General features: G+C 63.6%; 12 protein-coding genes. 7 read left to right on the forward strand and 5 right to left on the reverse strand.

All coding sequences use genetic code 11. The features are described 5' to 3' along the window. Nucleotide 1: 1 nt before the first annotated feature. The gene (locus M2360_RS02405) at nucleotides 2–532 is read left to right on the forward strand and encodes a hypothetical protein (RefSeq protein WP_280772768.1); all 531 of its coding nucleotides are present in this window, start codon (nucleotides 2–4) and stop codon (nucleotides 530–532) included. Between the two features lie 3 nt (nucleotides 533–535). On the opposite strand, the gene M2360_RS02410 is transcribed toward M2360_RS02405, so the two are convergent. Together M2360_RS02410 and M2360_RS02415 are read right to left on the reverse strand one after the other, a co-directional pair. Then, a complete protein-coding gene (locus M2360_RS02410) occupies nucleotides 536–1,255 on the reverse strand; it encodes a response regulator transcription factor (protein ID WP_280772769.1) in 720 nt (239 codons plus the stop codon). After that, on the reverse strand, nucleotides 1,252–2,475 hold the full coding sequence (locus tag M2360_RS02415) for a GAF domain-containing sensor histidine kinase (protein ID WP_280772770.1): 1,224 nt from the start codon (nucleotides 2,473–2,475) through the stop codon (nucleotides 1,252–1,254). Before M2360_RS02415 ends, M2360_RS02410 begins: the two co-directional genes overlap by 4 nt. 272 nt (nucleotides 2,476–2,747) lie before the next feature. Between M2360_RS02415 and M2360_RS02420 the strand changes: the two genes are divergently transcribed. The 5 genes from M2360_RS02420 (at nucleotide 2,748) to M2360_RS02440 (ending at nucleotide 8,110) form a co-directional block, all read left to right on the forward strand. Further along, nucleotides 2,748–3,764, forward strand: coding sequence for an ABC transporter substrate-binding protein (locus M2360_RS02420; protein WP_280772771.1), 1,017 nt, complete (start codon nucleotides 2,748–2,750; stop codon nucleotides 3,762–3,764). 70 nt (nucleotides 3,765–3,834) lie between these two features. Next, the gene (locus tag M2360_RS02425; protein ID WP_280772772.1) at nucleotides 3,835–5,286 is read left to right on the forward strand and encodes a sugar ABC transporter ATP-binding protein; all 1,452 of its coding nucleotides are present in this window, start codon (nucleotides 3,835–3,837) and stop codon (nucleotides 5,284–5,286) included. Beyond that, nucleotides 5,286–6,227, forward strand: a complete 942-nt coding sequence (locus tag M2360_RS02430) for an ABC transporter permease (protein ID WP_280773071.1) — start codon at nucleotides 5,286–5,288, stop codon at nucleotides 6,225–6,227. The genes M2360_RS02425 and M2360_RS02430 overlap by 1 nt, the downstream gene beginning before the upstream one ends. Further along, entirely contained in the window at nucleotides 6,224–7,174 is a 951-nt protein-coding gene (locus M2360_RS02435; RefSeq protein WP_280772773.1) for an ABC transporter permease, read from the forward strand. Before M2360_RS02430 ends, M2360_RS02435 begins: the two co-directional genes overlap by 4 nt. 15 nt (nucleotides 7,175–7,189) lie before the next feature. Beyond that, nucleotides 7,190–8,110 carry an SMP-30/gluconolactonase/LRE family protein gene (locus M2360_RS02440; RefSeq protein ID WP_280772774.1) on the forward strand — a complete coding sequence of 307 codons (921 nt, stop codon included), beginning with the start codon at nucleotides 7,190–7,192 and terminating at the stop codon, nucleotides 8,108–8,110. A 186-nt stretch (nucleotides 8,111–8,296) separates the two neighbouring features. Here M2360_RS02440 and M2360_RS02445 read toward each other — a convergent pair whose 3' ends face one another. Together M2360_RS02445 and M2360_RS02450 are read right to left on the reverse strand one after the other, a co-directional pair. Further along, a complete protein-coding gene (locus tag M2360_RS02445; RefSeq protein ID WP_280772775.1) occupies nucleotides 8,297–9,829 on the reverse strand; it encodes an altronate dehydratase family protein in 1,533 nt (510 codons plus the stop codon). Between the two features lie 119 nt (nucleotides 9,830–9,948). Then, complete coding sequence (locus M2360_RS02450) at nucleotides 9,949–10,851, reverse strand: DMT family transporter (protein WP_280772776.1); 903 nt, start codon at nucleotides 10,849–10,851, stop codon at nucleotides 9,949–9,951. A 204-nt stretch (nucleotides 10,852–11,055) separates the two neighbouring features. Between M2360_RS02450 and moeB the strand changes: the two genes are divergently transcribed. Further along, a complete protein-coding gene (gene moeB / locus M2360_RS02455) occupies nucleotides 11,056–11,811 on the forward strand; it encodes a molybdopterin-synthase adenylyltransferase MoeB (RefSeq protein ID WP_280772777.1) in 756 nt (251 codons plus the stop codon). A 10-nt stretch (nucleotides 11,812–11,821) separates the two neighbouring features. Here the strand turns inward: moeB and M2360_RS02460 are convergent, their stop codons facing one another. After that, on the reverse strand, nucleotides 11,822–12,526 hold the full coding sequence (locus M2360_RS02460) for a Crp/Fnr family transcriptional regulator (protein ID WP_280772778.1): 705 nt from the start codon (nucleotides 12,524–12,526) through the stop codon (nucleotides 11,822–11,824). Between the last annotated feature and the right edge of the window lie 43 nt (nucleotides 12,527–12,569).

Here is a 12,569-nt window from a genome sequence, read left to right on the forward strand (position 1 = left end):
CATGGCTCTGCCGCACCAAGAAGGCGCTGTTGACGATGCGGCGCTGACCCAAGCGAGCGTCACCGTCGCCTGGGTGATCCTGCTCAACAAGCCGGTCTATCCGCTCTATGTCTGGTGGTTCGTCGGCGAGGGGACATTGACCTCGTGCCTGACCATGCTCGGAGCGCCGCTGTTTGCGCTGGTGATCTGGCTTTCCAGGCGCAACGGGCTCCATGCACGGATCGCCCTGCCGATCGCCGGCGCCGTCGATACGATTGCGGAGACTTACCTTTTTGGCGCTGCGTCAGGGACGGAACTGTTCCTCGTCGCCTGCATGATGATCATCGCGCTCTCCTTCCGGCAAAGCGAGACCTTGATCAAGCGCGGGCTTGCGATCGCGCTGTTTGTGATCTTCGTTCTGGTCCATGGCCGCACCGGCGGGCCGCTCTATCCCTGGACGGAAGAGCAGATCGCCACGCTGCGCAACATCAACATTTTCGCGGTGGCTGGCCTCACGGCCTTCCTGGCGCTGCGCTATCCGAACCGGGCGTGACGATCAGCGCCCGGAATGCCAGTCCGCAAGCTCAGCTTCGGCGCGCTCCAGCGCCGAATAATTCAGGAGCTTGCGCAGGAAGGCAATGGTGACGGCGCGGGCGCGCAGGTTGAAGCGGCTTTCCTCGTTGTCGTTCATCGGTTGGTAAACGTCGAGCTTCTCATAAAGCTGTTGCAGCCGGTTCTGCACTGAGCGTAACGACAGATTCCGCCGTTTGGCGATGGCCCGGTCGGTCAGACCCAAAGCGATGTCCATCAGGACCTCATATTCGCTGTCAGTAAAGCCGTTGGCGTGGCCCAGGCTCTTCTGCTGCAGCCCGCGCACCTCGCGGTCGATCACGCATTGGCTCTCGATGAAAATGCTGCGCAGCGCCAACTTCAGCCGGTCGTCGGAGGCCGACTTCAGCACATAGCCGTAGGCGGCGCCGGGCGGCACGATGCGGGAGACGCCGCGCACATAGGCCTCGTCAGCATAGTTCGACCAGAACAGGATGCGGGTGTCGGGCCGCTCCTTCCAGATGGTGCGCGCCGCCTCGATGCCGTTGCGCGCGCTCATCTGCAGATCCATCACCACATGGGCGGATTTGTTTTCTCGAGCGAGCTTTTCGCCGGCGCCGCCATTGTCGGCTTCCAGCACCTGCTCGCATTCCGGCAGCGCCGAACGCACCGCCTCATGCAGATAGGACCGGTGCAGCGGATCATCCTCGACGATCAGGACCTTCATTCCACCGTCTCCGGAGCAGCGAGCGGCAGGCTGACCTGCACGGTCGAGCCGCGATTGTCGCGATTGCGCATAAGCTCGAACCGGGCGGAAATCAGCCGGGCGCGGGTGCGCATATTGTCGATGCCGGCGCCGCTGCGCTTGGCGGCGGGGGGAATGCCGACGCCATTGTCGCGCACCTCGATGATCAGCGCGCGGCTGGTGCGCCGCAGCCTGACCGTGATACGGTCGGCGTGCGAATGACGGATGGCGTTGTTGATCGCCTCCTGGGCGATGCGAAACAAAGCAGTGGCGACGGATTGGTCGAGCGCCTCGATCGCGCCCGGGGAATCATCGACAAGCTCCCAGCGAATGGCGAGCCCGCTATCGCGCGTCGAGCGGTCGAGATGGTTCTCCACCGCCTGCGCGAATCCGAACAGCTGCAGCACGGTCGGCCGCGCCGTCTCGATGATTTCGCGCAGATCCTGCATGCAATGCTGCAATCCGCGAAACAGCGGCTCCAGCGCCTCGCCGGCCACGTCTGGCTGGCGGGTCAATTGCTCCATGCGGCGTGCGAGCCGGGTGAGATCGGCGAGCGTCTGGTCATGCAGGTCCATGCCGATGCGCTGGCGTTCGGCCTCCAGCGCCTCGGTGAGTTTCAGCGCCCCCTGGCGCAGCCCCTCTTCGCGGGCGCGGGCCTCGGCCTCGACGATCGCCGAGCGCTTGGCCTGTTCTGCTGCGCGCAGCGCGAAGAAATAGGGCGCGAGCAGATCGGCGATCGCGCGGGCCTTTTCGACATCGGCAGCATTGTAAAGTCCGGCCTGCAGGCTCGAACAGGAGAACACGCCGATAATGTCGCCGCGCACTTTGAGCGGCACATGCAGCCGGCTTTTCAGCCCCGCTTCGAGGATCGGCCCGTCGAACGCGCCTTCGAAATGAAAGCGCGGATCATCGCAGGCGTCGTCGGTGAGCAGCATGTCGACTTCGCCGAACAGCAGGCTGCGGATTGGGCTGCCGTCCAATGGCGCCGGCGGTCGGCGGCCCCAATCGGTCTCGAAGCCGCTTTCGTAAGCCGTATGAAACAGACCGTCCGGCGTGGTGATGCAGACATCCATGTGATCATGCGGGATGATATGGCTGATTTCCTGCGCCACGGCATGGATCGCCGAGCTGAAATCCAGCTGGCCGGCGAGCAGCCGCGATATCGTCAGGTACTGGCCGAGCAGCGGCGTGGCGTCGAGCATCGCGAATCCTCCCTGCCCCCGGCGTCTCTCCTCCCGCCGGTTGCGAATAGTCCGAACATAGCGCTTCTATGGGCGCGTCCGTCTTGCAGAAACCCGCAAATTTTCTGCGCTTTCCCGCAAGGCCGCTGCCGTGAACCGCCTATACAGGCTGCGGCTAATGCTCCATCATGGCTTTACTGAGAGCGACAGCCTCAGTGCAAGAACTATTTCGGACGCCGGGAGGACGGCGCCGAAAGCCGGCGAGAGGAGCCGGTTCAACAGGGAGGAAGATGATGACGTTCAGGACGCTACTCCTGGCGACAGCCGCTATGCTGTCCGCCGCAATGCCGCTGTCCGCTTCGGCCGACACATCGGGCAAAAAAATCGCGCTTTCCAACAATTACGCCGGCAATTCCTGGCGTCAGGCGATGTTGACGAGCTGGGACAAGGTGACCAAGGAAGCCGTGAAGGCCGGCGTGGTCGCAGCCGCCGACCCTTTCACCACCGCTGAAAACCAGGCCACAGAACAGGCCGCGCAGATCCAGAACATGATCCTGCAGGGTTACGATGCGATCGTGATCAATGCCGCATCCCCCACCGCGCTCAACGGCGCCGTGAAGGAAGCCTGTGACGCCGGCATCACCGTCGTGTCCTTCGACGGTATCGTGACCGAGCCCTGCGCCTGGCGCATCGCCGTCGACTTCAAGGAAATGGGCCGCAGCCAGGTCGAATATCTCTCCAAGCGCCTGCCGGAAGGCGGCAACCTGCTCGAAATCCGCGGTCTGGCCGGCGTCTTCGTCGACGACGAGATCTCGGCGGGCATCCATGACGGCGTCAAGCAGTTCCCGCAGTTCAAGATCGTAGGCTCCGTGCATGGCGATTGGGCGCAGGACGTGGCCCAGCGCGCGGTCGCAGGCATCCTCCCAAGCCTGCCCGACATCGCCGCTGTGGTGACCCAGGGCGGTGACGGCTATGGCGCCGCCCAGGCGTTCGACGCCGCCAAGCGCAAGATGCCCACCATCGTGATGGGCAATCGCGAGGACGAGCTGCAGTGGTGGAAGCAACAGAAGGACGCCAGCGGCTATGAGACCATGTCGGTCTCTATCGCGCCCGGCGTCTCCACGCTCGCCTTCTGGGTCGCCCAGCAGATCCTCGACGGCAAGGACGTCAAGAAGGACCTCGTCGTGCCATTCCTGCGCATCGACCAGGACAATCTTGAGCAAAACCTCGCCAACACCCAGAAGGGCGGCGTCGCCAATGTGGAATATTCCCAGGCCGACGCCCAGAAGGTGATCGAAGCCGCCAAGTAAGGCGTCGCTATCTGACGGCTCGGGCCTCCACGCCCGGGCCGTTTCCGTCTCTCGTCAATGGATCAGTATGATGGCCGAACGTCCCGCCGTGGTCGCCGCCAAAGGCGTCAAGGTTCAATTCGGCGCGGTGCGCGCGCTCGACGGCGTCGATCTCGACATCCGCCCGGGCGAATGTCTAGGCCTTGTCGGCCATAACGGCGCCGGCAAATCGACGATCGTCAATGTTATCAATGGCGGGCTGAGCCCTCAGCAGGGCGATCTCGCTTACAATGGCGCGAGCTCTTCAGGCGGCATCGCGGCGGCCCGCGACAATGGCGTGCGCTGCGTCTTCCAGGAACTGTCGCTCTGTCCCAATCTGATGGTCGCGGAAAACACCCGCGTCATGCATGCCGATCTCGGCGGCTGGAACTGGCGTAGCCGGGCGCTTACACTGGTGCGCGAAAAACTCTCAGACATATTCCCCGGCAATTCGGTGGATTGCACCGCGGCTGTGGGCGATCTCTCGATCGCCGAGCGGCAAATGGTGGAAATCGCCATCGCCTTCACCAGCGTCTCCAAGCCGGCCCGTCTGGTCATTCTGGATGAGCCGACCTCCTCGCTCGACGCCGGCCTCGCCGCGCAGCTGATGGCCTATGTGAAGCGCTTCGTCTCCGAAGGCGGCGCCGTGCTGCTGATCTCGCATATTCTCGGCGAAATCTTCGATGCCTCCAACCGCATCGTGGTGATGAAGGACGGCCGCGTCGTGACCAGCCGTCCGACGCATGACTTCACCGTCAACTCTCTCGTCGAGGCGATGGGCAGCGTGGTGCGCGACAATGCCCGCGGCGCTCGCGCGCAGCGCGCCCAGACCGAAACCGTCATTTCGCTCGCCCCCCGCCACGGCTCGACCATTCCCTTCTCGGCAAGTCGCGGCGAAGTGATTGGCCTTGCCGGCCTCGGCGGCCATGGCCAGACCGACATGCTGCTGGCGCTCCACAAGGCCTTCAGCAGCGACTGGATGCCGGGCCGCGGTCGCGACATCGCCTTCGTCGCCGGCGACCGGGCGCTGAACGGCACGTTTCCGCTCTGGAGCATTCTCAAGAATCTGTCGATCGCTTCGCTCGGCGGCCTGTCGAAAGCAAGTTTCGTCGATTCCAGCAGCGAACGATCGGTCGGCGACAGCTGGAAGAAACGTATCGAAATCCGCACGCCCGATATGGACAACGGCATCCTGTCGCTATCGGGCGGCAACCAGCAGAAAGTGCTGTTCGCCCGGGCTTTGGCGACGCCGGCCCGCATCGTACTGATGGATGATCCCATGCGCGGCGTCGATGTCGGCACCAAGCAGGAGGTCTATTCCATCCTGCGCAGTGAAGCCGAAGCCGGCCGCACCTTCATCTGGTATTCGACCGAGATGGATGAAATCTGCCTCTGCGACCGGGTCTATGTGTTCCGCGACGGACGCATCGCCGCCGAACTCACCGGCGACGAGGTGACCGAGGAACAGGTGCTGACCGCATCATTCGAAGGAGAAGCCGCATGATGGGCCTTTCGGCCAACACGATCCGCCAGATCGTGCCGGCGCTGTCGCTCGCGGCCTTGCTGGCGGCGGTGTTCTATTTGCAGCCCCGCGCCATGAGCTATGTCGGGCTGAACCTGCTGTTCAATCTCGCCGTGCCGATCGCGCTGGCCACGCTCGCGCAGATGATGGTGATGGCAGTCAACGATCTCGATCTGTCGATCGGCACATTCGTGAGTTTTACAGCCTGCGTGGCGGCGACCTATCTGCAGACCTCGCCTATCCTGGGCATCGCCATTCTGCTGGCCGCCATCGCCGTCTACGCCGCGATCGGGGTGATCATTCACCTGCGCGACCTGCCGGCCATCGTGGTGACGCTCGGCATGAGCTTTGTCTGGGGCGGGCTCGCGGTGCTGATCCTGCCCGCGCCGGGCGGCTCCGCGCCAGACTGGGCCCGCTGGCTGATGACGTCGAAGCCGCCGCTGGTTCCCATGGCGATCGTGGCCAGCGTGCTGATCGCGGTCATCGCCCATCTCATCGTGATGAAATCAAGCATCGGCGTGCTGGTGCGCGGCGTGGGCGGCAATGCCCGCTCGGTGGCGCGTTCGGGCTGGTCGGTGATCGGCATCCGCGCCGGCGCCTATGCGCTCGCCGCTGTGCTCGCCATCCTCTCCGGCATCGCGCTGGTCGGGCTCACGACCTCCGCCGACGCCAATATCGCGCTGCGCTATACGCTTCTGTCCATAGCGGGCGTCATTCTCGGCGGCGGCGAGTTCGTCGGCGGCCGCGTCTCGCCCGTCGGCGCGGTGATCGGCGCACTGACGCTGACGCTTGCGGGTTCCTTCCTATCCTTTCTCAGGATCTCGCCGGATTGGCAGATCGGCGCGCAAGGGGCGATCCTCATCATCGTGCTCGGCCTGCGGCTGCTGCTGAACCGCGCCGAAAAGCGGGAGAAAAGCCAATGAGCCAGACCTTGGGACTGTTGCGCCGACCCTGGATCTGGTCTTTCCTGGCCACGATCCTGGTGTTCATCGTCACCGCGCTGTTCACCGGCGGCGCAAGCTCGCTCGGGCTCGGCCAGGCGGCGCTGACCTTTGCAGCCTTTTCCGTGATCGTCGGGCTCGGCCAGATGTTCGTCATCACGCTGGGTCCGGGCAATACCGATCTGTCGGTGCCCGCCACCATGACGCTGGCCGGCACGCTGTCGCTCAAATTTATGAACGGCGTCGAAGGCACGATGCTGATGGGTCTCGGCGTCGCCATTCTCTGCGGCCTCGCCATCGGTGTGGCCAATTACGCGCTGATCAAGGCCCTGCGCATTCCGCCCATTATCGCCACGCTGTCGATGAGCTTCGTGGTGCAATCGACGGCGATCTGGTCGAATCGCGGATTGCGCATCAAGCCGCCGGACAGCCTCGCCGCCTTCACGACCTCCCACATCGGTGGCGTGCCGAATGTGGCGATCGTGGCGCTGATCCTGACCATCCTCGGCTGGTTGCTGCTGGAGAAGACCATTTACGGCCGCTGGATCTCGGCGATCGGCCAATCCTCCTTCGCCGCCCGCATGGCCGGCATCCCGGTCGATGGCGCGCGCTTCGTCACTTACGTGCTCTGCGCGGTGCTTGCCTCGATCGCCGGTTTCCTGCTCGCGAGCTTTTCGGGCGGCGCGGCGCTGAACATGGGCGCGGAATATCTGCTGATGTCGATCGCGGTGGTCGTGATCGGCGGCACGGCGGTGGCGGGCGGCAATTCGAATGTGCCGGGCATATGGGGCGCTTCGCTCTTCATGTTCCTCGTCGTCTCCATGCTCAACACCTATGGGTTCGGCGCCGGCGCGCGCCTGATCCTGACCGGCCTCATCATCATCGCGGTCATTCTGGTCGCGAGCGGCGGCGCATTGAAGCGGCGATAGCATCTGGGGGATATTATGGCGTCGGACAAGCCGTCCATCTACGAAATCCATGACGACCGGTTCCGCTTCCTGACGGTCGGCATTGCGGAGCTCGACGAACTCTATTCCGGCTGCCGCTGGGCCGAAGGCCCGGTCTGGATCGCCGATCAGAACTGCCTGGTGTGGAGCGACATCCCCAACCAGCGCCTGTTGCGCTATGCGCCCGACGGAACCGTCTCAGTGTTTCGCGACAACAGCAATTTCGTCAACGGCAACACCCGCGACCGACAGGGCCGGCTCGTCTCCTGCGAACATGGCGGCCGCCGCGTCATCCGCACCGAGCCGGATGGGACGATCACCACCATCGCCGACCTCTACAACGGCAAGCCTCTCAACTCCCCCAATGACGTGGTGGTGAAATCGGACGGCTCCATCTGGTTCACCGATCCCACCTACGGCATCCTGTCGGACTATGAAGGCTATCGCGCCGACCCCGAACAGGAGACCCGCAACGTCTATCGCGTCGACGGGACGACGGGCGTGATCAGCGTGGTCGTCGACGACTTCCTGCAGCCCAACGGGCTGGCCTTCTCGCCCGACGAGACCAGGCTCTATGTCGCCGATTCCGCCATCAGCCATGATCCGACCGCGCCGAGCATCATCAGGGTATTCGATGTCGAGGACGGTGCGCGCCTGACCAATGGCCGCGTCTTCTGCCATATCGACAAGGGCCTGCCGGACGGCTTCCGCGTCGATGTCGCCGGCAATGTCTGGACCAGCGCCGGCGACGGCGTGCATTGCTTCAGCCCTGAAGGCGATCTTCTCGGCAAGATCCTGATCCCGCAGACGGTGGCCAATCTCTGCTTCGGCGGCCCGCGCCGCAACCGGCTGTTCATCACCGCGACGAAATCGCTCTATGCGGTGTATACGGCGACATCAGGCGCGCAGTATCCGTAGGCTGGTGAAGCGCGTCAGCTATTGGCGATGCGCAAAAGCCTCACAGCCTTCATGCTCGGGCCTGTCCCGAGCATCTGCAACGCTTTGATTTTGTTCGATGGTTTAGATCCTCGGCACAAGGCCGAGGATGACGGAGGAAAGGGAGTGCGCCGCCTCTTCAAGCGGCGCGAAACCCTGCCTAATCCCTCACGTGATCGCCCCCACCTGCCAGGGCACGAATTCATTATCGCCGTAGTCATAAATTTCGCTCGACGTCTTCTTGCCCGAGGCGACGGCGATGATGTCTTCGAAGATCCGCAAGCCCGCAGCCTCGATCGTGTCTTCGCCTGTCACGATCGCCCCGCAATTGATGTCCATGTCTTCCTCCATGTGGTCATACATGTCGGTGTTGGTGGCGATCTTGATGCAGGGGGCGGGCTTGAAGCCGGAGACGGAGCCGCGGCCGGTGGTGAAACAGATGACATTGCAGCCGCCGGCGACCTGGCCTGTCACGGCGGCGGGGTCGTAGCCGGGCGTATCCATGAACACGAAGCCTGATGCGGTGACCGGTTCGGCATATTCATAGACCGCCTTCAACGGCATCGAGCCGCCCTTGGCCACCGCGCCCAATGACTTTTCGAGAATGGTGGTCAGGCCGCCCTGCTTGTTGCCATAGGACGGATTGTTGTTGAGTTCGTCGCCGTTGCGGGCGGTGTAGTCGCGCCACCAGTCGATGCGGTCGAGCAGCTTCTTGGCGACATCGGGGGTGACGGCGCGGCGGGTGAGTAGATGTTCGGCGCCATAGATTTCAGGCGTCTCGGCCAGCACGGAGGTCGCGCCGTGACGGACCAGAAGGTCGGAGGCGACGCCGAGCGCCGGATTGGCGGAGATGCCGGAATAGCCGTCCGAGCCGCCGCATTCCAGCGCCAGTTTCAGGCCCGACAGCGGCTGTTCGGTGCGCACGGCCTGGTTGACGGTCGGCAGCATCTCCTTGATCATCTCGATCGCCGTTTCGATGGTCTTGCGGGTGCCGCCGGTCTGCTGGATGGTCATGGTGCGCAGAAGCGCGCCCTCGGCGATCTGGTAATGTTCGAGGATCGGCGCGATCTGGTTGGTTTCGCAGCCCAGGCCGATCAGCAGCACGCCGCCGAAATTGGGATGCCGCGCATAGCCCTGGATGGTGCGGGTGAGGATGCGGTAGCCTTCCGACTTGGTGTTGATCGCGCAGCCGCCGCCATGGGTGAGCGCCACGACGCCATCGACATTGCCGAAGCCGTCGAGCCCGCCCATGCGGTTGAAGTGATCGGCGATGTAGCGCGACACCGTGGCGGAACAGTTCACCGAGGAGATGACGCCGATATAGTTGCGGGTGCCGACATGGCCGCCGCCGCGATCAAAGCCCATGAAGGTGCGTCGCTCGTCGATAGGCAGCAGATCCTCCGTCAGCGCGCCCGCGCCCATCTGGTAATCATGCTCCGAGGGAACCATGGCCAGATTGTGCAGGTGGATATGCTCGCCGGGCGCAATATCGGCGGTGGCGACGCCAATGACCTGGCCAAATTTCAGCACTTCCTGCCCGGCCTTGATCGCCTTCAGCGCCACTTTGTGTCCGCGACCGATGAAGTCCTTCGCCAGTAGATCCCGATAGCCGGTGGCTTCGCCCTTGCCGATCTTGGCCCGGGCCACGCCGACATCGTCAAGCGGGTTGAGAATGATGATGGGCGCCGATGCCGAAGTCATGGCGAAGTCCTCCCTGTTTTTTCTCCATAGAAGACAATTAGGGCCATGCGCGCGCGCGTCAAGGTCGGCCTGTGGCCGCAGACGGTTGTTTTTATTGTTCTATTCAATACAGAAACTTGTCACTCCGGCACGCTCGGCAACACCGCTTCGGTCTTTTTCAGGCGCTGCTCGCGAAAGAAGATGAACAGGCCGGAGGCGACGATGAGCGCCGCGCCCAGCATCATCGGCAGGGTCGGCGTGTCGCCGAAGACCAGCCAGCCGAACAGGATCGCCCAGAACAGCAGCGTATATTGCAGCGGCGCGACGGTGGCGGCAGGCGCGATCTTCAGCGAATAGGTCATCAGCATATGGGCGAGCATGGCGACCACGCCGAGCAGCGCCATCCAGAGAAGGTCGAGCAATGTCGGCGTCACCCAGTCGAACGGAAGGGTCGCAGCGCCGGCGATTGTCGCCCCGGCCATCTGCCAGAACACCAGCACCGTGCCCGACGTGTTGCGCAGGAAGCGGCCAAGCATCAGCATGACCGAGAAGAACATCGTGCCGACAATGGAGATCACCGCCGGCATGGTGAACATGGCGCTCGACGGATTGAGCGCAACCAGCACGCCGGAAAAGCCGATGGCGATGGCCAGCCAGCGCCGCCAGCCGACATGCTCGCCGAGAAACAGCGGCGACAGCGCGGCGATATAGATCGGCGCCGCCAGCCAATAGGTCATGACATCGGCGAGCGGCAGATAGGAAACGGCGAGATAGAAGGCGAAGACTTCCGCTGTGGCGAGCGATGCCCGGAGTATCTGCAGGCCGGGTCGCTCGACATTCACGACCTGGCGAAAGCCGCCGCGCCACAGGAACGGCAGGAGCACGAGCACTGCCGCAAAACTGCGCAGAAACAGCAACTGGCCGACCGAATAGGTGACGACCAGCCATTTTCCCATCACGTCATTGATGGAGAACATCAGCATGCCCAGGAGCATGGCGGCGACTGCGGTGGCCGTGGCGGCCTGTGGACGTGGGAGCGACATGGGAAAACGCCTTTCGGGATCAACTGCTCTTGCTGTCGATCCGTCCAAAAGGCAAGCGGCGGCCGACATAAGCGGAAAATAAATCAGCGGCCGGGCGACCGACATGGTCTTTCCTTGATTTTCCTGCGCTTTTCTTGTTGACGCAACGGCAGCGCCGCGCTTGTTAACGGGTTGGAATTTAATCGCGCCCGACCTGAGATCCTGATGACCGACGATCCGCTCTCCACCGCCGAAATCGAGCGCTACCAGCGCCATATCCTGCTGCCGGAGATCGGCGGCCAGGGACAGCAAAAACTGAAAGCCGCGGCGGTGCTGGTGATCGGCGCGGGCGGGCTGGGATCACCGGTGATCGAATATCTGGCGGGCGCGGGCGTCGGCACGATCGGTATCGTCGACGACGACCGGGTGTCGCTGTCCAATCTGCAGCGACAGGTGATCCATGGCACCGATAAGGTGGGCGAGAAGAAGACCCGCAGCGCCGCGGCCCGCGTGCGCGAGATCAATCCGCATGTGGCGGTCAACAGGCACGAGACACGTTTCGACGCCGACAGCGCGCCGGGACTGGTGTTCGGCTACGACTTGATGATCGACGGATCCGACAATATCGAGACGCGCTATTGCGCCGCCGACGCCGCCGAACGCGCCGGCGTGCCGCTGGTGTCGGGCGCGGTGGGACGCTTCGACGGGTCGGTAACCGTGCTTGCGCCGCATCTCAATGGTCCCGACGGCAAGCCCAATCCGCGCTATGTCGATCTCTTCCCCGAGCGTCCGCCCGAGGGCATGTTGCCGGCTTGCGCCGAAACCGGCGTGATCGGCGCGCTGACCGGCGTGATCGGCACGCTGATGGCCATGGAGGCAATCAAACTTCTGACCGGGGCGGGCGAGCCGCTGATCGGACGGCTTCTCCTCTATGACGCGCTGGCGGCGCGCTTCGACACGATCCGCTATAGGCGAAAATAGCCGAATGCAATCAATCCTCGTCGGGTTCGGCCACGGCGCGGAGCTTGCGGGTGCGCAGGAGGATGGCTGAGCCCTTGCGTTCGATCGCGCCTTTCTCTTCCAGCGAAAGAATGGCGCGGTTGATCTTGGGCCGGGAGGCGCCGACGACGCTAGCGATTTCGGACTGCGACAGGCCGATCTTCAGCACCGCCTCTTCCGGAGGGTCGTCGCCATGCACCTGACGCATCGACAGAAGAAAAAACCGGGCGACGCGGGAATCGAGATCGTAAAGCGCCAGCGTCTCCAACTGCTCATTGGTCTCGCGCAGGCGGCGGCAGAGAAAGCGCATCACCGCCTGCATCGCTGAGGGATTTTTCGCCAGGAAGGCCGCGAAATCCGCTTTGGCGATGACATAGCCGTCCGTGGCGACCGCGGCGGTCGCATCGGCGGACCGCGGTTCGCCATCGATGACAGCCATTTCCCCGAGAAGACCGCCATCTTCCATATGCCTGAGCGTCAACTCGCGTCCCTGGGGCGTGATCAGTGACAGCTTGATGCGGCCCGAGGCGACCAGGATCATATAGTCGCCGGGATCGCCGCGCTGAAAGATCACCGCTCCAGCCGGCCATTTGCGCTGCTGTGCGAGCGCGCGCACCTCGTCGATCAGGACCGGGGTGAATTCCTCGAAGATCGGGAAGGATCGCCAGAAGGCGACGCTTTTGGGGCTTTCTGCCATGCGGGCTCCATCCATCAGGCGACACGGCGGCTGAGACCAGACG

Origin of the sequence: Rhizobium sp. SG_E_25_P2, from assembly GCF_029892285.1 — a bacterium.
Classification (GTDB): domain Bacteria; phylum Pseudomonadota; class Alphaproteobacteria; order Rhizobiales; family Rhizobiaceae; genus Rhizobium_E.